The organism is Rhizobium sp. Root1212, from assembly GCF_001424985.1.
GTDB lineage: Bacteria > Pseudomonadota > Alphaproteobacteria > Rhizobiales > Rhizobiaceae > Pararhizobium.
Map to the genome: position 1 here is coordinate 82957 of NZ_LMDA01000022.1, position 22209 is coordinate 105165.

At 63.9% G+C, this 22209-nt stretch carries 24 protein-coding genes and 1 riboswitch; of the genes, 12 read left to right on the forward strand and 12 right to left on the reverse strand.

The window, feature by feature from the left end; translation table 11 throughout:
* Positions 1–193 precede the first annotated feature (193 nt).
* Positions 194–805: a hypothetical protein gene (locus ASC86_RS16590; RefSeq protein ID WP_056323501.1), complete on the forward strand. Its 612-nt coding sequence runs from the start codon at positions 194–196 to the stop codon at positions 803–805.
* On the opposite strand, the gene ASC86_RS16595 is transcribed toward ASC86_RS16590, so the two are convergent.
* Genes ASC86_RS16595 through tsaD form a run of 5 tightly spaced genes read right to left on the reverse strand, consistent with a single transcriptional unit; the run spans position 792 to position 4298 of the window.
* Positions 792–1451 carry a methyltransferase gene (locus ASC86_RS16595; RefSeq protein WP_056323505.1) on the reverse strand — a complete coding sequence of 220 codons (660 nt, stop codon included), beginning with the start codon at positions 1449–1451 and terminating at the stop codon, positions 792–794. The two genes, ASC86_RS16590 and ASC86_RS16595, sit on opposite strands and share 14 nt — an antisense overlap.
* A gap of 7 nt (positions 1452–1458) precedes the next feature.
* On the reverse strand, positions 1459–1890 hold the full coding sequence (locus ASC86_RS16600) for an EVE domain-containing protein (RefSeq protein WP_056323507.1): 432 nt from the start codon (positions 1888–1890) through the stop codon (positions 1459–1461).
* 2 nt (positions 1891–1892) lie between these two features.
* Positions 1893–2186: a YciI-like protein gene (locus tag ASC86_RS16605; protein WP_056323510.1), complete on the reverse strand. Its 294-nt coding sequence runs from the start codon at positions 2184–2186 to the stop codon at positions 1893–1895.
* A 19-nt stretch (positions 2187–2205) separates the two neighbouring features.
* On the reverse strand, positions 2206–3201 hold the full coding sequence (locus tag ASC86_RS16610; protein ID WP_056323513.1) for an NAD(P)H-dependent glycerol-3-phosphate dehydrogenase: 996 nt from the start codon (positions 3199–3201) through the stop codon (positions 2206–2208).
* Complete coding sequence (gene tsaD, locus ASC86_RS16615; RefSeq protein WP_056323516.1) at positions 3201–4298, reverse strand: tRNA (adenosine(37)-N6)-threonylcarbamoyltransferase complex transferase subunit TsaD; 1098 nt, start codon at positions 4296–4298, stop codon at positions 3201–3203. Before tsaD ends, ASC86_RS16610 begins: the two co-directional genes overlap by 1 nt.
* Before the next feature lie 73 nt (positions 4299–4371).
* Between tsaD and hemC the strand changes: the two genes are divergently transcribed.
* From hemC to ASC86_RS16650, 7 genes are all read left to right on the forward strand, one after another.
* Positions 4372–5301 carry a hydroxymethylbilane synthase gene (gene hemC, locus ASC86_RS16620; RefSeq protein ID WP_056324259.1) on the forward strand — a complete coding sequence of 310 codons (930 nt, stop codon included), beginning with the start codon at positions 4372–4374 and terminating at the stop codon, positions 5299–5301.
* Positions 5302–5305: 4 nt separating this feature from the next.
* Positions 5306–6007: a uroporphyrinogen-III synthase gene (locus tag ASC86_RS16625; RefSeq protein WP_056323519.1), complete on the forward strand. Its 702-nt coding sequence runs from the start codon at positions 5306–5308 to the stop codon at positions 6005–6007.
* A gap of 119 nt (positions 6008–6126) precedes the next feature.
* The gene (locus ASC86_RS16630; protein WP_056324262.1) at positions 6127–7380 is read left to right on the forward strand and encodes a COG4223 family protein; all 1254 of its coding nucleotides are present in this window, start codon (positions 6127–6129) and stop codon (positions 7378–7380) included.
* A gap of 10 nt (positions 7381–7390) precedes the next feature.
* Positions 7391–9052: a heme biosynthesis protein HemY gene (locus ASC86_RS16635; protein WP_056323520.1), complete on the forward strand. Its 1662-nt coding sequence runs from the start codon at positions 7391–7393 to the stop codon at positions 9050–9052.
* Between the two features lie 24 nt (positions 9053–9076).
* The gene (locus ASC86_RS16640) at positions 9077–9559 is read left to right on the forward strand and encodes a TerB family tellurite resistance protein (protein WP_056323523.1); all 483 of its coding nucleotides are present in this window, start codon (positions 9077–9079) and stop codon (positions 9557–9559) included.
* Between the two features lies 1 nt (position 9560).
* Entirely contained in the window at positions 9561–10310 is a 750-nt protein-coding gene (locus ASC86_RS16645; protein WP_056323525.1) for a glutamine amidotransferase, read from the forward strand.
* 105 nt (positions 10311–10415) lie between these two features.
* Positions 10416–10712: a YggT family protein gene (locus ASC86_RS16650; protein WP_075291663.1), complete on the forward strand. Its 297-nt coding sequence runs from the start codon at positions 10416–10418 to the stop codon at positions 10710–10712.
* 76 nt (positions 10713–10788) lie between these two features.
* On the opposite strand, the gene ppa is transcribed toward ASC86_RS16650, so the two are convergent.
* Complete coding sequence (gene ppa, locus ASC86_RS16655) at positions 10789–11325, reverse strand: inorganic diphosphatase (protein WP_056323528.1); 537 nt, start codon at positions 11323–11325, stop codon at positions 10789–10791.
* Between the two features lie 180 nt (positions 11326–11505).
* On the opposite strand from ppa, the gene ASC86_RS16660 reads away from it, so the two are divergent.
* Entirely contained in the window at positions 11506–12111 is a 606-nt protein-coding gene (locus tag ASC86_RS16660) for a hypothetical protein (RefSeq protein ID WP_056323531.1), read from the forward strand.
* 11 nt (positions 12112–12122) lie between these two features.
* On the opposite strand, the gene ASC86_RS16665 is transcribed toward ASC86_RS16660, so the two are convergent.
* Positions 12123–12629: a GNAT family N-acetyltransferase gene (locus ASC86_RS16665; RefSeq protein ID WP_056323533.1), complete on the reverse strand. Its 507-nt coding sequence runs from the start codon at positions 12627–12629 to the stop codon at positions 12123–12125.
* Between the two features lie 418 nt (positions 12630–13047).
* Between ASC86_RS16665 and ASC86_RS16670 the strand changes: the two genes are divergently transcribed.
* Positions 13048–13914 carry an RNA polymerase factor sigma-32 gene (locus tag ASC86_RS16670; RefSeq protein WP_056324269.1) on the forward strand — a complete coding sequence of 289 codons (867 nt, stop codon included), beginning with the start codon at positions 13048–13050 and terminating at the stop codon, positions 13912–13914.
* A 136-nt stretch (positions 13915–14050) separates the two neighbouring features.
* On the opposite strand, the gene ASC86_RS16675 is transcribed toward ASC86_RS16670, so the two are convergent.
* The 5 genes from ASC86_RS16675 to ASC86_RS16695 form a co-directional block, all read right to left on the reverse strand.
* Positions 14051–15559 carry a M48 family metalloprotease gene (locus ASC86_RS16675; RefSeq protein WP_056323536.1) on the reverse strand — a complete coding sequence of 503 codons (1509 nt, stop codon included), beginning with the start codon at positions 15557–15559 and terminating at the stop codon, positions 14051–14053.
* Positions 15560–15830: 271 nt separating this feature from the next.
* Positions 15831–16547: a thiamine ABC transporter ATP-binding protein gene (gene thiQ, locus ASC86_RS16680; protein WP_156387091.1), complete on the reverse strand. Its 717-nt coding sequence runs from the start codon at positions 16545–16547 to the stop codon at positions 15831–15833.
* Positions 16537–18147: a thiamine/thiamine pyrophosphate ABC transporter permease ThiP gene (thiP, locus tag ASC86_RS16685; RefSeq protein WP_056324271.1), complete on the reverse strand. Its 1611-nt coding sequence runs from the start codon at positions 18145–18147 to the stop codon at positions 16537–16539. Before thiP ends, thiQ begins: the two co-directional genes overlap by 11 nt.
* A 29-nt stretch (positions 18148–18176) precedes the next feature.
* Positions 18177–19160, reverse strand: coding sequence for a thiamine ABC transporter substrate binding subunit (gene thiB / locus ASC86_RS16690; RefSeq protein WP_244477639.1), 984 nt, complete (start codon positions 19158–19160; stop codon positions 18177–18179).
* Positions 19161–19220: 60 nt separating this feature from the next.
* Positions 19221–19327, reverse strand: a riboswitch (TPP riboswitch).
* 49 nt (positions 19328–19376) lie between these two features.
* Positions 19377–20876, reverse strand: a complete 1500-nt coding sequence (locus ASC86_RS16695; RefSeq protein WP_056323543.1) for an MDR family MFS transporter — start codon at positions 20874–20876, stop codon at positions 19377–19379.
* A 125-nt stretch (positions 20877–21001) separates the two neighbouring features.
* On the opposite strand from ASC86_RS16695, the gene ASC86_RS16700 reads away from it, so the two are divergent.
* Positions 21002–21514 (forward strand): MarR family winged helix-turn-helix transcriptional regulator, encoded by a 513-nt coding sequence (locus ASC86_RS16700; RefSeq protein ID WP_056323545.1) that lies wholly within the window; start codon positions 21002–21004, stop codon positions 21512–21514.
* Positions 21515–21556: 42 nt separating this feature from the next.
* Complete coding sequence (locus ASC86_RS16705) at positions 21557–22207, forward strand: thiamine diphosphokinase (RefSeq protein ID WP_056323548.1); 651 nt, start codon at positions 21557–21559, stop codon at positions 22205–22207.
* Positions 22208–22209: the final 2 nt, after the last annotated feature.

Consider the following 22209-nt stretch of genomic DNA (forward strand, 5'->3'; position numbering starts at 1 on the left):
CTTAACGACAAGTGCAGTTTGCACTGCAAAATCATTTTAATCGATTAGACGAATCTCCCGATCCGCGTGTCCCGATTCCACCGGTCTGTTAACGATAGATCGCGTTTTTTGCCTGTTTTCCGTGACTTTTTCGGCTTTGTGCCCCAGATTGCCGTTTAAGGATTTGTTAAGAGTTATCCGGAGGGCCGCCAGGATGCGTCCATTTCCTCTTCTGAATGCGACCAAAGTCTTGATCCTTGCGATGGTGCTGGGTTTCGGCGCCGCCGATGTCTCGACCGCGCGCGATATCGACCAGCGCAACATCTATCGCCGCGGGCACAACGACCGGAATATCGAGTCGCGGACGATCCTGTCCGGCAAGAACCGCTATCGCCACGACTACCGCAACGACCATTGGCGCAATGACGGCTGGCGGAACGATCGCTGGCGCAATGCCGATCGCCGCTTCGACCGTCGCGACGAGCGCCGTTTTGATCGTCGTTTCGACCGACGCCATGACTTCGTCCGTGATTATCGCCGCAACCGTGATCGGATGCCCTATTACGATTATGGCGACGGCGGTAACTTTCCCTCGCCCGTCCCCGGCATCGGCACCTATGCCGGCGGCATTTCCGCCTGGCGCGATCCCGGCAACGGCATCTATTTCAGCCAGGACAACTACGGCGGCTACGGCTATGGCGACGTCAATATCGATGTCGATCTCGGCGCCTATATGAACCGGCCGCGGGTTCTCGATGTCAATCCGGAAACCATGGACCGGGCCTGCTCTTATGAGCGCGGCGTCTGCGTGATCAGGCGTCGCTGAGGCCGGCGAAACGCCAGACGGTGGTGCGCTTGACTTCGCTGTCTTCCAGCGCGCGCGTCACCGGCACTTCATAGGTAGCGAGCGGCTGCATCAGGTGCCGCGGGCAATAGCTTCGGCCGGGATCGCCGACCAGCACCATGCCGCCCTGAACAACGATATCCGAGAACCACGGAATGAGGGCATCGGCAAAAGTCTTGTCGTAGAAGACATCGCCGGCCAGCAGCACCGTACCCGGCTTCACCTCCCCGACGATATTGCGGCCGGTGAAAGCGATCTCCACGCCGTTGAGCTTTGCATTGAGCCGAACGGCGGTTTCCGCCCAGGGATCGATATCGGCGGCAAGCACGGAAGCGGCCCCCGCCTTGCTCGCGGCAATACCGACCAGCCCCGAGCCTGCGGCAAAATCGACGACATCGCGGCCGCGCACCAGTTCGGGATGATCGAGCACGTAACGGGCAAGCCCCTGCCCGCCCGCCCAGGCGAAGGCCCAGAATGGCGGCGGCAGGCCGATTTCCTCCAGCTCTTCCTCCGTCTTCAGCCACAGGTCATGCGCCTCGCTTGCCAGATGCAGCCGGATTTCCGGCACATGTGGCGAGACAAGTATATCGGTGTTTTCGAGGATGAAGGTTTGGGGATCGGTCTTCAAACAGGCCTCAGCGCGGCGGGTTTTCCAGCCCGCCCATGCGGCAGACTTCGAGATATTCCTCTTCCGTGACCGCCTGCACCGAAAGGCGCATCGAGGTGACGAGCTGCATCTTTTCAAGCTTCGGGCTCGCCTTGATGTCCTTCAGCGTCACCGGGCGCGGCATATCGCAGACAGCGCGGATATCGACGCAATCCCAGCGGGCATCGCCCTCGGCGGTGGAATCGGGATGGGAGAGCGCGCAGACCTCGGTAATGCCGACGATCTCAAGGCCTTCATTGGAGTGATAGAAGAAACCCTTGTCGCCGATCGTCATCGCCCGCATGTTGTTGCGGGCGAGATAGTTGCGCACGCCCGTCCATTCGGTGCCGGCAGCGCCGGCATCCTTCTGCATGGCCCAGGACCATTTGAACGGTTCGGACTTGTAGAGCCAGTAAGCCACTTTCAAGCCTCCGGGTTGTTGAAGACCCAGTTCCAGGGCTTGATCTCGACTTCGGCGAAAAGGCCGGCCTTGGCGTAAGGATCGGCGGCGGCGGTCGCCCGCGCTTCCTCGATCGTATCGAGCCTGAAGGCGACGAGGCTACCACTCGGCTTGCCGGCGTCGTCAAGGAAGGGGCCGGCGAAGGCGAGGATGCCCTTGGCATTGAGATCGTTGAGGAAGGCGACGTGCTCCGGGCGCGTATCCATGCGCAGCTGCAGCGAATCGGGCTTGTCCTTGCAGAGAACGGCAAAAATCATCGGGTTATCTCCTGAAAAATCATTCCTGGCGGATGGGGCGGGTCATCAGCTGTTCGAGCGCGGATTTCACATCGAGCCGGCCATCGATGATCGCGGCCACGGCATCGGTGATCGGCATCTCGACGCCGAGTTCGGCCGCAACGGAGGACGCGACGGACGCCGCGAAGGCGCCCTCGACCAGTTCGCCTGTTTCAGAACGCGCGCGGCCTTCGCGGCCGATGGCGATGCCGTAGCGCAGGTTTCGCGACTGGTGGCTGGTGGCCGTCAGCACGAGGTCGCCGAGGCCCGACAGGCCGCGAACCGTCTCGGCATCGCCGCCGCGGGCGGCGATGAAGCGCGACATTTCGGCAAGGCCACGGGAAATGAGCGCCGCACGGGCGGAATCGCCGAGACCGGCGCCTTCGACGATGCCGCAGGCGATGGCCAGCACGTTCTTCAAGGCACCGCCCAGTTGCACGCCGATGCGATCGGCCGAGGGATAGAGCCGGAAAGTGGGGCTGGAAAGCGCTTCAGCGAGCATTGCGGCGCGATCCATGGTTTCGGCGGCAATCGCCATCGCGGTCGGCAGACCCCTGGCGATATCGGCGGCAAAACCGGGGCCGGAAAGCACGGCGACATTGTGCAGGTGCAGTTCTTCGGCAACGACATCGGTGAGCAGGCGGCCGCTGGAGCGCTCCATGCCCTTGGCGCAGATCACCACATCCGTTCCCGGCCGGATGAAGCCGAACAGCGAACGGCCGGCCTCGCGCTGGGCCTGCGAAGGCATGGCAAAGAGTACGATGCCGGCGTCCTCGAGCACGGTCGGCTCGACGGAAATCCGCAGGTTTCCCGGAAGATCGATGCCGGGCAGCGCATGATCGTTGCGCCCGTTGTCTCTGATATCCTCGACCACGCTTTCACGGCGAGTCAGCAGCGTCACCGGCACCTTGCCGGAGGCCGAGGCGACGGCAGCAAGCGCGGTTCCGAAGGCACCGGAACCGACAACGACGATGCTTTTCGGGGTTGTTTCCGTCATTACGCTTTCGCTCCCCGTTTTCCCGAACCGAGCAGGGTCTGGGCCGACTGGTCGAGCGGCCAGCGCGAGCGCGGCGCAACCGCAAGCTCATCCGAGGGCAGGCCGGCCGCCATACGCTCGGCACCGGCCCAGGCGATCATCGCGGCGTTGTCGGTGCACAGCTGCAGCGGCGGCGCGATGAAGCGGAAACCATTGGTGTCGCAGAGCGATTGCAGCGTGGCCCTGAGCGCCTGATTGGCCGCGACGCCACCGGCAACGACCAACGCGGGCTCGATGGAGAGATTGGAAAATTCTCGGCTGAACCGCTGCAGGCCGCGGCCGATGCGGTCCTTCAGGGTGCGCGAAATCGCTTTCTGGAAGGAGGCGCAGATATCGGCGATATCCTGCTCCGTCACAGGTTCGATGGATTGGGCGGCCTGACGCACCGCCGTCTTCAGCCCAGAAAAGGAGAAATCAAGCCGCGCCTCGCCGACCAGCGGGCGCGGAAAGACGAAGCGATCGGGATTGCCGCTGCGGGCGGCGCGCTCTACGGCGGGGCCGCCGGGATAGGGCAGACCGAGCAGCTTTGCCGTCTTGTCGAAGGCCTCACCCAAGGCATCGTCGATCGTCGTGCCCCAGCGTTCGTATTCGCCGACGCCGCGCACCAGAATGAGTTGGGTATGTCCGCCCGAGACGAGCAGCATGAGATAGGGAAAAGCAAGGCCATCGGTGAGCCGCGCGGTCAGCGCATGGCCTTCCAGATGATTGACGGCATAGAGCGGCTTGCCGGCCGAGCGGGCAATCGCCTTGCCGGTCATCAGGCCGACGAGCAGCCCGCCGATCAGGCCGGGACCGCTGGTTGCGGCGATCGCATCAATGTCCTTCAAGGTCTTGCCGGCGCGGGCGAGCGCCTCCTCGATCAGCATATCCAGCGCCTCGACATGGGCGCGCGCCGCGATCTCCGGCACGACGCCGCCATAGACACTATGCTCTTCGAGCTGGCTCAGCACGACGTCGCCGAGGATTTCGCCGTGGCCGCCGGCATCGCGCAGCACCACGGAGGCGGCGGTTTCGTCGCAGCTCGTCTCGATGCCGAGGATGGTCAGGGGCGCGGGCATGCGGGGTACTCGAATGTTGCGGTCGCCGGGAAAGGTAGGTACACGGAACTCCGGTAACAATGGATTGCTGCTGATGCAAACAAAACCTTTCCGGATCGGCACGCGTGGCAGCACGCTGGCGCTGGCGCAGGCCCACGAAACCCGCGACCGGCTGATGGCCGCCCACGGCCTGCCTGCCGAGATGTTCGAGGTCGTCGTGCTGTCGACGGCCGGCGACCGCATCACCGACCGAGCGCTGTCGGAAATCGGCGGCAAGGGCCTGTTCACGCAGGAAATCGAGGATCAACTTTCCTCCGGCGATCTCGATTTTGCCGTGCATTCCTCGAAGGACATGCCGACGAAACTGCCGGACGGATTGTTCCTCTCCGCCTATCTGCCGCGCGAGGACGTGCGCGATGCGTTCATCGGCCGCACGGCCGGCAAGCTGCTGGACCTGCCCCATGGCGCGATCGTCGGCTCGTCATCGCTGCGCCGTCAGGCGCTGATCCGCAGGCTGAGGCCCGACCTCAACGTCATCACCTATCGCGGCCTTGTCGAAACCCGGCTGCGCAAGCTGGCCGAAGGTCAGGTGGATGCGACCCTGCTCGCCTTTGCCGGCCTGAAACGGCTCGGCAAGCAGGATGTGCCGACCGAACTGCTCGACGAGGCCGAGTTTCCGCCGGCGCCGGCCCAGGGCGCAATCTGTGTCGAAAGCCGGATCGGTGACGACCGGGTGAATGGCCTCCTGGAAGCGATCAACGACATCCGCACCCATGAAGCCGTAACCTGCGAGCGCGCGTTCCTCTCGACCCTCGACGGCTCCTGTCGCACGCCGATTGCCGGCCATGCGGTTTCCGATGGCGAAACCCTGCGCTTTTTCGGCATGATCCTGACACCGGACGGCAGCCGCTTCCACCGCATTTCCGCCGAAGGCAAGGCGGGCGATGCCGCCGACATCGGCGAGAAGGCCGGTGCGGATATTCGCGCGGCATCCGGGGCGGATTTCTTCGCAAGCTGGATCTGACGCCGTGCGTGTGCTCGTTACGCGTCCCGCGGTTTCCGCAGGGGCGACAGCGGCAAAACTGACGGCGCTCGGCCATGAGCCGCTGCTCTTGCCGTTGACCGAGGCCATTCACCATTCCGACGCCGTCAAAGCAGCCCTCGCGGGGCCTTATGGCACGCTTGCGGTGACCAGCGCCGAGGCGCTGCGGGCTCTTCCTTCGGAGAGCATCGCCAGCTGGGTGGATCGGCCGATTTTCTGTGTCGGCCCGGCGACGGCGAAGACTGCCGAAAACCTTGGCTTCAAGGATACCCGGATTGGCCAGGGAACAGGGTTGGATCTGGCGCAGGTTGTCATTTCAGCGGCCAATGAAGCCGGTCCTCTGCTCTATTTGGCAGGCGTACCGCGTTCATCCGATTTCGAAAGGGTCTTAGCCGAGGCTGGCGTGCCCTTCCGCTCGGTGGATGCCTATCGAATGGTCCCGCTCGAACACGACCAGGAAACCGTGGCCCGGCAACTGCGCGACGAACGGCCGCAAGCCATCCTTCTCTACTCCCATGAAACCGCCCGGCAGCTTTTCGCAACGGTCGAACCAGCCGTGTTCCAGTCGCTCGGAAACCTGCGTTTCTTCTGCATGAGCGCCCACGTAGCCGATGCCGTGCCGGACAATCTCGGGTCCGTCGCCATTGCCGCAGACCCGAGCGAAAAGGCGCTTCTTGCTTTGCTTTAAGCCCTCCCGCGCCACGATATCGCTGATGGGATCAACGAATTGTGCGAATAGGGCTTTTCCTCCTCCGCGTCGGTGTCTAGGTTTATTCGTAGTTCATGCGATAACGGGAAGAGATGACCATGGGACCTGAAGATCCTCCGCGCCGCTCGAAATCCGAACAGGAGCCGTTGACGATCGACCTGGAGGCAAGCCGCGTTCCCCCCGAGAGCGAATCGGGCGCGGAAGAACCCGTGGAAACGACACCCGCCGCGGACGAACCGGTGGCAGCCGAGCCGGTCAGCGAAGAGCTTGCGTCCAGGATAGCGGACGACAATGCCGCCGAAGTGACTCGGGCGGAAGAAACCGCCGAGACGAACACCGCCGAAACCACCGAGGACGCGCGCACGGACGCCGCTGCCGCCGCCTTTGCCGAGGAACCGGACCACCACACGCAATCGCACGCCCCTGCAAGCCAGCCCGTTGCGCCGCGCACCTCCAGTTCCGGCGCGTTTGCAGCCGGCATCCTCGGCGGTCTCGTGGCACTGCTTGCCGCCGGAGGGTTGCAATATGCCGGCGTCATCCCATCGCTTTCCCCGGAGCGCGGCAACCCGGCAGCCGAAAGCCAGCTTTCCGCCGAGATCGAGGCGATCAAGACCCAGCTCGCACAGGCGCCTTCCGCCGCGACCGTCGATCTGGCGCCGCTCGAAAGCCGCCTCGCCGCTCTGGAAAAATCAGCGCCCGCCGATGCTTCCGCCGCCAATTCCGACCTCGAAGCCCGTATTACCGGCCTGACCGACGAACTGGCGGCCCTCAAGGCTTCGGCCTCCTCCCTCTCGGGCCGCCTCGACGTTGCGGAAAAGACGATCAAGGAGCCGGCCAGCGACATCCAGCTCGCCCGCGCCGTCGCGGTGACGGCGCTGAAAACCGCGATCGACCGCGGCGGGCCTTTCTTGGCCGAACTCGATGCGCTGAAGAGCGTTTCGCCGGATGATCCCGCCATCGGCGGGCTTGCGGGCGATGCGCCGACCGGCGTCGTTTCCCGCGCCGATCTGGTGCGCGCCTTCCCGGAAGCCGCCGACAGTATGCTGGCGGCGATCCGCGGTACCGATCCCAACCAGGGCGTTTTCGCCCGGCTGATGGACAGCGCCTCTTCCGCCATCCGCATCCGCCCGGTCGGCAGCGTCGAAGGCACGGGGCCGGAGGCGATCGTCGCCCGTATCGAGGACAAGCTTGCCAATGGCGACCTCAAGGGGGCGGCCCTCGAATGGGACAACCTGCCCGCCGAGGCCAAGGCCGCCGACAATGGGTTCAAGGCGAAACTCGACCAGCGCATCCGCGTCGAAGGCCTGATCGACGGCGCCGTCGCCGGCGCGATGACCGCCAAGCAAGGCTGAAGGAGACATCATGATCCGCATTCTCTTCTTCGCCATCTTCATCCTCGCACTTGCCGCCGGCTTTTCCTGGCTCGCCGACCGGCCCGGCGAACTCGCGATGATCTGGCAGGGCCAGCGCGTGGAAATGAGCCTTATGGTGGCCGCCACGCTGCTCGTCTCGCTGTTTGCCGCGATCCTGATCGCCATCTGGATCATCCGCACCGTGTGGCTTTCGCCGCACTCGATCTCCCGTTATTTTCGTGCCCGCAAGCGCGACCGTGGCTATCAGGCGCTGTCGACCGGCCTGATCGCCGCCGGCGCCGGCGACGCTGCCCTCGCCCGCAAGATGACGGCGCGCACCCGCAGCCTGATCAGCGCCGATCAGGAGCCGCTGATCCACCTGCTCGAAGCCCAGACTGCGCTGATCGAGGGCAAGAACGACGACGCCCGCAAGAAATTCGAACTGATGGCCGACGACCCGGAAACGCGGGAACTCGGCCTGCGCGGCCTTTACCTCGAAGCCAAGCGGCTCGGCGCCAACGAGGCCGCCCGGCAATATGCCGAGCGCGCCGCGGAAAAATCGCCGCATCTGCCCTGGGCGACGCTGGCCACGCTCGATTACCGCAGCCAGGCCGGCAGCTGGGACGAGGCGATCCGGCTTCTCGACCAGAGCCGCGCCGCCCATGTGATCGAACGCACCGAGGCCGACCGCAAGAAAGCCGTGCTGCTCACAGCCCGCGCCAAAGACAAGCTCGAATCCGACCCGAAGGGCGCACGCGACGATGCGCTTGCCGCGCTGAAACTCTCGGAAAACCTTGTTCCGGCCGGGCTCATTGCGGCAAAAGCGCTGTTCCGTGAGGACAACCTGCGCAAGGGCGCAACGATCCTCGAAAAGCTCTGGAAGCATCAGCCGCAGGCGGAGGTCGCGAAGCTCTATGTGCGGGCCCGCAGCGGCGATTCCGCCACCGACCGGCTGAAGCGCGCAAGCAAGCTGGAAGCGATCCGGCCGAACAACGCCGTCTCGCTTGCGACCGTCGCCGAAAGCGCGCTGGAAGCCCGCGAATTGTCGCTTGCCCGCGCCAAGGCGGAAGCAGCCGCCCGCATTCTGCCGACGGAAGGCATCTTCCTGCTGCTGGCGGATATCGAGGAGGCCGATACCGGCGATGACGGCCGCATCCGCCACTGGATGAACCAGGCGCTGAAGAGCCCGCGCGACCCCGCCTGGACGGCGGACGGCGTGACCTCGCCGGAATGGCTGCCGGTCTCGCCGGTGAGCGGCAGGCTAGACGCCTTCGAATGGAAGATGCCGGTCGCGCAAATCGCCGGTCCGGTCGAGGAGCATGCGGCCGAGGCGGTGGACGCCGCGATCCGCAGCCTGCCGCCCGTTACGGTGAAAGCCGCATCGGAGCCGGTCAAGGTCGTGCCGCAGGCCAAGGTGGAGCCGGTGCGGGAAGAGCCGGTGACGCGCACCATCGCCGTGCCCGCGCCGAGCGAATCGGTGCTCGTGCCGCAGACCGTTGTCGTCACCCCGGCGAAGGTCGCCGAGCCGCAAGCCGAAAAGCCGAAGCCGGCGGCCCAGAAGGTCGAGGTTGACAACGTAGCACCGGCCGAACCGTTCTTCGGGCGGCCGCCCGACGATCCCGGCGTGCGGGAGACGGCTGCGGCCGAAAAGGCCAATTTCCGCCTGTTTTAGGGATAGGATCGATCAGGAGACCAGATGTTCGAACGTTTCCGTAGCTTTCTTGAAAATCTTGCCGGAAACGGAACCGAAAAGATCGCGCCCGACGATCCCCGCATTGCCGTGATGGCCCTCTGCATTCAGGTGATGGAGGCAGACGGCGAAATCCTTGACAGCGAGCGCCGCAAGGTGCGCAGCATGATCAAGGAATATTACCATCTCGACGATGCGGCGATCGCGGCGCTGATCAAGGCCGGCGAGACGGCCGAAAGCCAGGCGATCGATTTCTTCCGCTTCACCTCCGACATCAAACGGCATTTTTCCGAGGAGCAGCGCGTCGATCTCGTCGGCATGCTGTGGGAGATCGTCTATTCGGACGGCAAGCGCAGCGAGATGGAAGACCATGTCATCTGGCGTATTGCCGACCTGCTCGGCGTTTCCGGGCGGGACCGGGTCTTGAAGCGGCAGGAGGCCGCCGCCAAGCTGGATGTTGCGGAGGAGCCTGCGCAACAGGAAGAATGAGATGCTTTTCGACGGTCGCCTGATCGGCAACAGCCAAAACAAGCCGATCCTCATCGTGCTGCATCAGGAGCGGTCGAGCCCCGGTCGTGTCGGGCATATCCTGCTCGAAAAAGGCTTGAGCCTCGACATCCGCCGTCCCGTGCTCGGCGATCCGCTGCCCGAGACGCTTGACGCCCATTCCGGCGCCATTGTCTTCGGCGGGCCGATGAGCGCCAATGACGAAAACGACTATATCCGCCGGGAAATCAACTGGCTTGGCGTGCCGCTTGCGGAAAACAAGCCGTTTCTCGGCATCTGCCTCGGCGCGCAGATGCTCGTGCGCCATCTCGGCGGTGTCGTCGGGCCGCATCAGGAGGGCTGGACGGAAATCGGCTGGTATCCGCTTCACGCCACCGAGCGCGGCAAGGCGCTGATGGACTGGCCGGACATGGTCTATCAGTTTCACCGCGAGGGCTTCGACCTGCCGGCCGGCGCCGAGCTGCTGGCCGAGGGGAACCACTACCCCAACCAGGCCTTCCGCTACGGGGAGAATGCCTGGGGTATCCAGTTTCACGGCGAGCTGACCCGCGCGATGATGCAGCGCTGGGTGGTCAGGGGCGCCCATCGCTTCGAGCTGCCGGGCGCGCAGCTGGGCCAGGTTCATCTCGATGGCCGCCTGGTGCATGACGCGCCGCTGCGCGCCTGGATGGACCGTTTCCTCACCCATGTCTTCCTGCGGGAAGGCGAGCCGGTTTTCACCCGCGGCTCCTGAACCGCCCCGATCGCATTAAACATGTTCTCGGCCCGGCCGGCGGGCGGTCTTGCCGGTTTGGCCGCCAATGTCTACATGTCTGTCCATAACGAATTGGAGACCGGCATGCTTGCTGTCATTGGTACCCTCAACTTCATCATCAACATCGCGTGGTTCCTGATCATCGCGTCGGCGATTTTCTCGTGGCTCTATGCCTTCAACGTGATCAACGTGAACAACCAGGCGATCAACATGATCGGCCGCTCTCTCTACCAGCTGACGGAACCGCTCTATCGCCCGATCCGCCGCGTGCTGCCGGATATGGGCGGCGTCGATCTTTCGCCGCTCGTCGTGCTGGTGATCCTCTATTTCATCCAGCTTTTTCTCAACACGACGATCGCGCCGGCCCTGCTCGGCTACTGAGCGAGAAACGTCGGGTAATAAAAAACCTCCGGGGCGGGCGCACCGGAGGTTTTCTTTTGTGCCTTGATGAAAGGCCTTACTTCTTTTCGTTCTTGGCGCGCTCGACGGCCTCGAGGATCAGCTTGCGGGCAACCTCGGAGTCCTTCCAGCCGAAGATCTTCACCCACTTGCCGGGCTCCAGATCCTTGTAATGCTCGAAAAAGTGCTCGATCTGCTGCAGGGTGATTTCCGGCAGGTCGGTGTATTCCTTGACCTTGTCGTAGCGCTTGGTCAGGTGATAGTTCGGCACGGCGACGATCTTCTCGTCCTTGCCGGAATTGTCTTCCATCATCATTACGCCGATCGGGCGGACATTGATGACGCAGCCCGGAACCAGCGGGCGGGTCGAGGCGATCAGCACGTCGATCGGGTCGCCGTCTTCCGACAGCGTGTGCGGCACGAAGCCGTAATTGCCCGGATAGGTCATCGGCGTGTAGAGGAAGCGGTCGACGACCAGCGTGCCGGCTTCCTTGTCCATTTCGTACTTGATCGGATGACCGCCGACCGGCACTTCAACGATGACGTTGATATCGTCCGGCGGATTCTTGCCAATGGAAATTGCATCGATGCGCATAGGGGCTCCCCAGCTGTCGTGTTGGATGGCAAGTCCGATAACGGGAAATCTGCGGCAACGCAACATGACTTTCTGCATGGCAGCCGGCCGGCCGGCTGCCGGACGCCAAAATCACCGGCAACGGGATGACGACGGCGCAAAAGCGATGCACACTGGAAGTCCGATCCTCCGGAGGAATTCATGCGCCTCGCCTGCCTGGTTCTCGTCGTCCTCTTCCCGGCCGCGGCCTATGCCAATGACAGCCGCTACACGGACGTCAACTTCGACGCCTGCCAGAAGCTTTACGAGGACGAGGCCGGCGTTGCGCTGAAATGCGAAGGGCTGAAGGATTATCCCGTCTACGCCAAGGAAGGCGATCTCCGGCAATCGGTATCCTACGGCCCGCTGAACAAGGCCTATATCGACGGCGCCTTCGAGAGTTTCACGCCCTTCAACCACACGAGCAGCAGGATCGAATGGCGGCTCGATCCCTCGGGCAAACCGGTCTCGGCGATTCTGCGGTATTTCATCGAGAACGCCAATCCCGACACGGGCGCCAGCGATCCCAAGCTCGCCGGCCAGGTGCTGGTGATTTCACGCGTCGCCCAAGCGGAAGACGGACGCAGCTGCGTGGCCGGCTATGTCGATGCGCTGGCGAACCCGGATGCCAATACGCTTGCCCGCAAGATCGCCGACGAGATCGCGCCATCCTTTGCCTGCAGCAAGCAGACGCCCGTCTATCATGGCACCCGCGGGCCGCGGGCTGCCGAGCCGGGTCTTTATCTGCCGGATGAGGCGGCGCAGTAAAAGCACCGCGATCAATCCCAGATGTAGCCGATCTTCTTCAGGTGTTTTTCGCCGAAATCTTCCATGCCTTCGCAGATGTCACGACCGCCGGCCATGCGGAAGAAGCGATCGGCATGGTGGCTGTCTTCCAGGCACCAGACGACGAGGCCGCGGCAGCCAAGCGAATGCAGTAGGCTCTTGGCCTCACCGAAGAGGATACGGCCAAGGCCGATGCCCTGATATTCCGGGCGAAGGTAGATCTCGTAGACCTCACCCTCCTGCGGCAGCGAGCGGGCGCGGTTGAGGCCAAGCGTGGCATAGCCCGCGATAACGCCCGCGACGTCGATGACAAGCAGGGTCGCGGGACCACGGGTGGCCTTGCGCCACCAGACCTCGTTGCGGCGGTCGACCATCTGGTTGAGCGGACGATGCGGGATCAGGCCGCCATAGGCCTGCAGCCAGGAAACGCGATGCACCTGCGAGATGGCGTGAGCGTCCTTGGGCCCGCCCGGCCGCACCTCGATAGACAATGTTTTCATAGCGCAACTCTAAACCGGTGCCGTGCAAACAGGAATCCCGCGCGGAACGCGACCGCCCTCAAACCACAGACAAGTTCGAGCGGCGAAGGTTAAAAGTTAACGCAATTTTAACTTTCCCGGCAAGCACCAAAAAAGGAGCGCACACAACAAAGCGGCTACTCCCTGCGCACGGAGCGCACGAAAACGCCGCCGGCAAAATTTATTGCCGGCGCTGAGGAACCTTTTCCGGCTCATCGCGTTGAGACGTGTTCGGTCACGCGCGCTGCCGCGTCTTTCGTGCCGAATACCATTCGCAGCCGGACTTCACGGCTGTCGGTCAACCAGGAAGTAGGGCGTTTCGAGTGCCGGTCAAGCTGCAATCATCGAAATCAGCAAGCCCTATCCCGCCAAAGGGCAACCGCCCGCCATGGAGCAGCCGATGAAGACGTTCTCCGCAGACAGGCGCATGATCAAGATCGCGATGGCCGCTCCCTATCTGGAGCGTCAGGAAGAACAGGAATTGGCCCAGGCCTGGAAGGAACACCACGACCAGGAAGCCCGAAACAAGATCGCCATGTCCCATATGCGGCTCGTCATTTCGATGGCCACGAAATTCCGCAATTTCGGCCTGCCGATGAGCGATCTCGTTCAGGAAGGCCATCTCGGACTTCTCGAAGCTGCCGCGCGTTTCGAGCCGAGCCGCGAAGTTCGTTTTTCCACCTATGCTACCTGGTGGATTCGCGCCTCCATGCAGGATTACGTACTGCGCAACTGGTCGATCGTGCGTGGCGGCACAAGTTCGGCACAAAAGGCGCTGTTCTTTAACCTGCGCCGCCTGCGCGCCAAGCTCGCCCAAGGCGATAAGCACCTGACGGCCCAGGCCGTGCACGAGGAAATCGCCACAGCGCTCGGCGTCAGCCTCGCCGACGTGCAGACCATGGATGCGCGGCTCTCCGGCAACGATACCTCGCTGCAGGCGCCGATTTCCTCCGGCGATCCCGACAGCGGCGAACGGCTCGACATGCTCGCCTGCAGCGCGCCGCTGCCCGACGAGCAGGTTTCCGAGATGATCGATCAGGAACGCCGGAGTGTGTGGCTGAAGCATGCCCTCTGCAAGCTCAACGAACGCGAGATGAAGATTATTCGTGCCCGGCGGCTGTCAGAAGACAGCGCGACGTTGGAAGAGCTGGGCGTCGATCTCGGGATTTCCAAGGAGCGCGTGCGGCAGATCGAGACGCGGGCGCTGGAGAAGCTGAAAATCGCGCTGGTGGCGCAGGCCCCGGTGCTGGCGACGATGTCGCATTGAGGTTTTGAAATAAGCCTCTGCCCCTCATCCGCCCCGTCGGGCGCCTTCTCCCCGCAGGCAGGGAGAAGGGAGATGCCGCTCGTTTTATCGTTCCCTCGCCCCGCTTGCGGGGAGAGGGTTAGGGTGAAGGGCAAACCTATTCCGAAATAATCTTCAGCTTGTCGCCCGGCGTGATCGTCGAGGTCATCTGCAGCGCATTGATCATGCGGAACAGATCGAGCTTGCGATCCGTGCCCTGCATGCGGGCCGACAGCGTCGCGAAGGTATCGCCGGGTTTGGCCACGACGATGCGAATGCGTAGCGGTTTCAGGGCCGCGATCTCCTGCGGCGTCATGCGCCGGAAGGTGTTGCGCAGCACGTTGGCTGTCGGCTCCAGCGACGCCGCGCCCTTCGGCACCGCCGTCAGGAAGCGGTAAATCTGCGTATCGATGCGGATGACAGTGACGTCGAAATCCCAGCGCTCGGCCGAGGCGCGGGCGGTCGCGGCTTCGAGACCGTTGATGTCGATCGGCCGGATGGTATCGGGCTGCAAGCCAGTGACCCAGCCGCTGGCGATATAGTCCGTCAGGCTGCGCTTCTGCTGATCGGCCACGCCATCGAAGCGGATGGCGATATCGCCAGGGCCGGTGGCAAGCACCGCATCGGCCTTGTTGTCGATCTGGAAGCCGGCCGGCACGTCGAAGCGGATGCCGAGCTTGCCATGCAGGAAGGTCTGGCCGCGGACATAACCCTCCTGCGGGCTGTCGCCGTAGAGCAGGCCGTCGATACCGGCGAGATAATAATCGCGGCCGCGGTCGCCGACGCCTTCCGGGCCGAAGGCGCGGGCATGGCGGCGCGCCAGATCGACGCGCTGCGGCGCGCTGGGATGGCTCGACAGAAAGTCCAGGCTCTGGTCGGCATCGGGATCGACCGACGAGAAGCGGGCGTAGGCGGCCATCGAATCGAGGAAGCGGGCGGCGGCGTAAGGATCGTAGCCGGCTTCGCCGAGCATGCGCACGCCGATCACGTCAGCCTGCAGTTCCTGATTGCGCGAGAAGGCGGCGAGCCGCAGCTTTCCACGCGCCAGCGCCTGCTTGCCGGCGAGATCGCTGGAAAGAACTTCCGAGACGACGCGGCTGGCGATGACCTCAGCCTCTTCGCGCTGCTGGCGCTCGATGCCGTGATTGGCGGTGACGTGGGCCATTTCGTGCGACAGCACGGCGGCCACTTCCGAAGCATCGTCGGCGAGCGCAAGCAGGCCGCGCGTGACATAGAGATAGCCGCCCGGCAGCGCGAAGGCATTGATCGCCGGGGAATTCAGGATGGTGATGCGATAGGACTGGTTCGGATTTTCCGACACGGCCGTCAGCGCGCCGGCGATGCGGGCGACCAGCCGTTCGGTCTTGGCATCCTTGTATTCGCCGCCGTAGCTGGCAACGATTCGCGGATGCTCGCGGGCACCCATCTGGGCGCGGGGATCGTTTTTCTGGACTTCGTCAACGATCTGCGGCGTGGACGACGGTGCGACCTGCGGCACATAGGTCTGCTCGATGACCGACTGGCAACCGGCCAGCAGCGATGCAGTAAACAGCAGCCCCCCCAGGCGCGACGAAAAGCCGGCGCGCTTCACGAACGAACCTCGATCTGCGCCTGCCCCTGCCTTCATCCCGCTTCCCGTCTTCCCCATCAGCCCGTCTATCTGTCGCGTCCGCTCCGGCCCGCGCCAAATTTTCCCATGCATTACAGTCGTATAAATAGGCGCCGCATCCATTTCGGCAATGGACCTGCTCTAACCTATTCCCGTCGTCCGGCCTAGATGAAGCACCGGGCCGACGCTGTCGAATTCGCCGCTGCGTGGTATCGCGGCAACGGATGCGAGCGCTCGCACAGGGCGGCGTTCAAATTGTGGCAGAACGCCGCGCGAGACCGATCCGGGCTCACTTTCCAAGAAACCGGGCAATTTCAGGGGGAGCGGTGCGCGCCATGAAATCGGCCTTCGGCTCCTGCACGACGATCTGGCCCCGGTCCAGGAACAGGACGCTATCGGCAAGCCGCGCAACATCATCGGGGTGATGGGTGACGAGCAGGATCGTTGCTTCCTCGCTCCTGCGAAGATCGAGGATCAACTCGCCCATGCCGGCGCGCAGGCCAGGATCGAGCGCGGCGAAAGGCTCATCCAGCAGCAGAACGGGGCGACGGCGCACGAGGGCGCGGGCGAGCGCGACCCGCTGGCGCTCGCCGCCGGAAAGGCTTGCCGGAAGACGCTGGCCAAACCCTTCAAGCCCGACGCGAAGCAGCGCGTTGGCGATGCGCGCCTTTTCCGCCGCACCCAGCCGCAGACCCGGATCTATACCAAGGCCGACATTGCTGGCGACATCGAGATGGGCAAAGAGATTGTGCTCTTGGAAAATGACGCTCACCGGCCGCTCGGCGGGGGACGCCTGCGTCACGTCGCGGCCGAACAATTCGATCCGCCCCGCATCCGGCGTCTCGAAGCCGGCGACGAGATTGAGCAGTGTCGATTTGCCCGAGCCGGAAGGGCCGGCAACGGCAACGATCTCACCCTTGCGGATAGCGCAATCGAAGGCGAGCCGGCTCGTACCAAAATCGACGCTGACGGCGTCGAGCCGGATGGCGGTATCGTCAGCGGGCATCGGCATCCTCCTCGACTTTGCGCTCGCCCGGCGTGCCGATGATCGTCAGAAGGACGCAGACGAGGCCGAGCATCAGGGCAAGCCCCGCCGCATCGGCGGTGCGGTAGCTGCCCATGCGGCTATAGAGCAGATAGGGCAGCGTCACCATATCCTGCGAGCCGAACAGCGCCACCGCGCCGAGATCGCCGAGCGACAGCGCGCAGGCGAAGGAAAACGCCATTAAGGCCGGGCGGCGCAGGCTTGGGCCATCGATGAGGCGCAGCCTGTCGAGGAAGCCGAGGCCGAGGCTTTCGGAAAGCCGAAGCGTGCGGGCGCGGTGGGTGGCAATGGCCGGATCGAGGATGCCGTAAGCGAAGGGCAGCGCCATCATCATGTTGATGACAACGACGATGAAAGGCGCAAAGCGGGCGACATCCCCGAACGGCTGCAGGAGCAGGAACCAACCGGCACCGAGCACCACCGGCGGAACCAGTAAAACCAGCGAGGAGCCGTTGGCAATCGCAGAGGCCAGACCCCGCGCCGCAATCGGCGGCCGCCGTGGCCGCAGCGCCGTTTGGCGCGCGCTTACGAGGGCGATGGTGACGAGGACGCAGAGAAAGGCAGAACAGAGCGCGATGGCGAGGCTCGTTGCCAATGCTCGATGCACCATGGGGTCGGTTGCAAGGCGCAGGAGGTTCGACTGCAACCCCGATACCAGAACCGAGGCGAGCGGCAGCAGGACGAAGCCCGCGCCGAGAAGAATGACAAACCCGTCCAACAGCTTTGCCGGCCCGTCGCGACCATCGAAACGCACCACAGGGCGACCGGTCGTCATCGCTTCGGCTGCAGGTGGCGTCAGCAGGCGGGCGACGGCGAGCAGGAGGCCGGTCAACGCGATCTGCAGCAGGCTGAGCGCGATCACCCGCGGCGGATCGAAATCGAAACGCAGGGCCTGATAGATCGCGACCTCGATGGTGCTTGCCGCCGGCCCGCCGCCGAGCGTCAGGACCAGCGTGAAGCTTGTGGCGCAGAGCATGAAGATCAGCCCGGCAATGCCGGGAATCAATCCGCGGATCGCCGGCCATTCAATGAGGCGGAAGAGGCTCAGCCTCCCCATGCCGAGATTGGTGCCGATCAGCCAGTATTCGCCGGGAATGCGCTCAAGCCCCGCCAGCAGGAAGCGGGTGGCAAGCGGCAGATTAAAGAAGACGTGGGCGATGAGGATGCCTGAGAGCCCGTAAATGCTGACGGGCTGGGCAAGGCCGAGGGTAGACAGCAGCGTGTTCATTACGCCCTGCCGGCCCCAGATGCCAATCAGGCCGAGGGCCGCGACCAGCGCCGGTAGGCCAAGCGGCAAAGCCAGAAGCCTGACGATCCAGACGCGGCCGGGAAAGCGGGGACGCCGCGCCAGCGCAAGGGCGAGCGGGATTGCGAACAGGATGGAAAGAAAGGTGGATAAAACCGCCTGAAGCAGCGTGAAACGGGTCACGCGCCAGACATAGGCATCGAAAATGCGGCCCTCGGAGACACCTGCGACATCCGCCAACAGCAGCGCGAAGGCCGCCAGCCCGACAAAAAGCGCGATGCCGCCGAGGCTGAAAACCCCGGCGGCGATCGTTATCTTTCGCTCGGTGAGGACCACAGGCCGGCTCAGTTCAGGCTCATCGACGACAGCCATTCATCGACCCAGGCCTTGCGGTTCGCCGCGACCTCATCCGGCGACATCAGGAAGGTTTTCTCCGGCGACACCAGCTTGCCGAAGGCATCCGGCAACGGTTCCTTGCCGGCGGCGACCGGCATCATCCAGTTGGTGGTCGGGATGATCGACTGGAATTCCGGCCCGGTGACGAAGGCGAGGAAGGATTTCGCCAGTTCCGGGTCGTGGCTGCTCTTGGTCATGCCGGCCACTTCGATCTGGATGTAATGGCCCTCGGAGAAGGCGGCCGCCTGATAACGCTCGGTATTTTCCGCGACCATGTGGTAGGCCGGGGATGTCGTGTAGGAAAAGACCATCGGCGCTTCGCCCTTGGTGAAGAGGCCATAGGCTTCCGACCAGCCGGGGGTGACCGTCAGCACGCGGTCCTTGAGCTTTGCCCAGGCCGCAGCGGATTGATCGCCATAGACGGACTTGACCCAGAGCAGCAGGCCGAGGCCCGGCGTCGAGGTGCGCGGGTCCTCGATGACGATCTTCTCGTTCGGATCGCCCTCGACCAGTTCCTTCAGGCTCTTCGGCGGGTTCTTCACCGTCTCGGTATCGTAGATGACGGCGAAATGGGCGTAGTCATAGGGCACGAAGACATCGTCGCTGAAGCCGCCGGGCACCTTGACCGCCGACACGTCGAGACCATGAGGGGCGAAATAGCCGGTGGCCTTGGCCTCGGTGATCAGGTTGGTATCGAGTCCCAGAACGACATCGGCCTTGGAGGACGCGCCTTCGAGTTTCAGGCGGGTCAGCAACTCGACGCCATCGGCGACGCTGACATACTCGACCTTGCAGGCGCAGGTCTTTTCAAAGGCTTCCGCCACCTTGGTGCCGGGACCCCATTCGCTGGTGAAGCTCTCATAGGTATAGACGGTGAGGGTCTTGTCGGCTGCGAAAACGGCCGGGGACGAAAGGGCGGCAGCGGCCGCCATCAGGGAAAACAGAATTTTGCGCATCAGCGCCTCCTCTTCGATGATACGGGAATAGGGCGCTGGATTGTGCCGTCTAATCCCTCCGCCGGTACAAACCGGATCAGGTTCCGCGGGTTGGCTAGACGCCTCTCAGCCACCGAAAATCGATGGCACCCCGTTAGAGCATCGAGAGATTTAAACGCGGCCCCTGTTCTTGGCAAGGGCCGCTTTTAGGGATCAGCCGGCCGTCTTCTGCGGCAGGCGGATCGACTTCAGGCAGATCGCGCAGACGAGAGCGGTGAGCGCGATGACGGCCGCTGTGACGAAGAGCGGATGGAAGGCGGCCGTATAATGATCGGCGATCATCTGGCGGGAGGTTTCCGGCAGAGTCGCCAGCACCTGCGGCGTCAGTTTTTCGATCGCCTCGACGCCCGGAATCGTCACGCCATGGGAGAGGCCGGCGGCGATCGTTGCCCCGTAAATGGAGATGCCGATGGAGGCACCGCCCATGCGCGACAGGGTCACGGCGCCGGTTGCGGCCCCCACGTCGCGCTTCGGCGCACTGTTCTGTACGCCGAGGATCGGAACCTGCTGGCCAAGACCGATGCCAAGCCCGTGCAGCCCCATGATCGCGCCGATGACGAAGATCGGCGTGCCCGGATGGACCTGGCTCATCAGCAGCAAAGCGAGGATCGCGATGCTCGGGCTTGCGATCGCAAACGGCTTGTAGCGGCCGGTGATCGAGATCAGACGGCCGGCGGTGAGCGAGCCGCAAACGATACCGCCCGTCAGCATCACGAACATCAGGCCGGCGGTGGACGGCGAAAGCCCGGTCGTCGTCTGCAGGAACAGCGCGAAATAATTGACGAGACCGATGCCGACCGCGCCGCTTGCCATCGAAATGATCAGGAAAAGCGGGAAGGTGGAGGTGGCAAACAGCGGCATCGGCACGATCGGCTCCGGCGCGCGGCGCTCGACGAGGACCCAGGCGATGGCGCAGATCGTGCCGATGCCGATCACCGTCAGGCTGCCGGCCGACAGGAGCGATCCGAAAAGCTCCGAGCCATCGGCGAGCAGCACGATGCTGGTGATGGCGCAGGCGAGCAGCAGGGCGCCGGCATAGTCGATCTTCGGCACGCGCGTCGGGCGGCGATAGGGCAGGAAGACGATCAGCCCGGCAAGCACGACGATGCCGATCGGCACGTTGACGAGGAAGATGGAGCGCCAGCCGAAGAGATCGCTCAGCGTGCCGCCCAGCACCGGGCCGATAGCGCCGGAGGCCATCAGCACCAGGCTGGAATAGCTCTGGTAACGGGCGCGTTCGCGCGGCTCGAAAAGATCGGCATTGATGGCGAAGATCGACACCATGATACCGCCGCCGCCGAGCCCCTGCAGCACGCGGGCGGCAATCAGCGTGTTCATCGACACGGCAAAACCGCAGGCGACCGAGCCGACGGTGAAGATGGTGATCGCCGTCAGCATCACATATTTGCGGCCGAAGAGATCGCCGAGCTTGCCGTAGAGCGGCATGACGGCGCAGGTGGCGAGCAGATAGGCCGAACCGACCCAGCCGAAACGCTCCATCTGCCCGAACTCGCCGACGATGGTCGGAAGCGCGGTGGAAACGATCTGGTTATCGAGCGTCGCCATGAACAGCGCCGACATCAGGAAAAGAAAGAGCGTGAGCCGCAGCGCCTTGTTCTCGACAAGGGGTGCGGTCGCGACCGGCATATCCATGGAAATGATCCCGTTTGACGTTGGGATGAATTTATGTGCTAATAGCATATAAATGTCAAACGCATATTTATGCATCGAGCATATTGGACTTTGAAGGGGTAGCGCGAAGCTGCTATCGTGACGCCATGGACCACACCACGACCCAAACATCCGAAACCGACCGCGACCGCATCAGTGGCGCACTGACCCGCATGCGCATGCTGATCGGCCGGCGCGTGATCGCGAGGCTGGCGCTCGACAGCGTCGCTCCCGGCCTCGAAATCTCCCATGTCGATGTGCTCGACGTGGTGCGGCGCGCGGGCGAAGGGCAAGAAGTGACGGTCGGCATGGTCGCGGAAAAGCTGCGCATCGACCCCTCCCGCGCCAGCCGCATCGTCGCCGAGATGGTATCGCGCGAGGTGCTGCGGCGCGAGGCATCACAGGCGGATGCGCGCCGCATCGTGCTTGTGATGACGGAGATGGGCGGGCGGCTAGTGGCGGAGATGCACAGCGTCAAGCAGGCGATCATCGCCGAGATCGTCGCCGATTGGTCCGAAGACGAGATTGCCACCTTCTCGCATCTGTTCGACCGCTTCACCCTCGCCTTCGAGCGGGCTTACGAGACGCGGCAGGGCGCAAACGGCCAAGTTACGGAATAGGCCCCTTCCCCTCTCAACCACTTCGCGCTATGGCCTTGCGCCATGACCGAACCGGCTTTCACGATATTGATGGGCGGGCCGCTGACGGCCACTGCGCGGCTTCTCGAACGCCTGCAAGGCACGCGGATCATCGCGGCCGATGGCGGCATGCGGCACGCGGCCGGGCTCGGCCTTGAACCCGAACTCTGGGTCGGCGATTTCGATTCCACGCCGGCCGAGCTGATCGACGCCTGGCCGCAGGTTCGCCGCGAGCCCTATCCGCCAGCCAAGAACGAGACGGATGGCGAGATCGCCATGGAGGCGGCCCTTTCCCGCGGCGCCCGGTCGCTGATCCTTGCCGGCGCACTCGGCGGCGAGCGCAGCGACCACGCTTTCATGCACCTTCTCTACGCCGTCCGCCTTGGGGAAACCGGCCTCAATGTCCATCTCACCTCCGGCGAGGAAGAGGCGACGCCGCTTCTGCCGGGCGTGTTGGAACTGGACCTGCCGAAGGGCAGCCTGTTTTCGATCCTCGGCCTCGATGCGCTGAGCGGACTTTCGATCGAAGGCGCGCGTTATCCGCTTGCCGATTTTCATCTGCCGTTCGGCTCCTCGCGCACGATATCCAACGTCGCCGAAGGTCCCGTCCGCTTCACCCTTGCCTCCGGCCGGGCCATCGTCCTTGCCCGCCCCTATGACCTGACGGGAGCCTGATC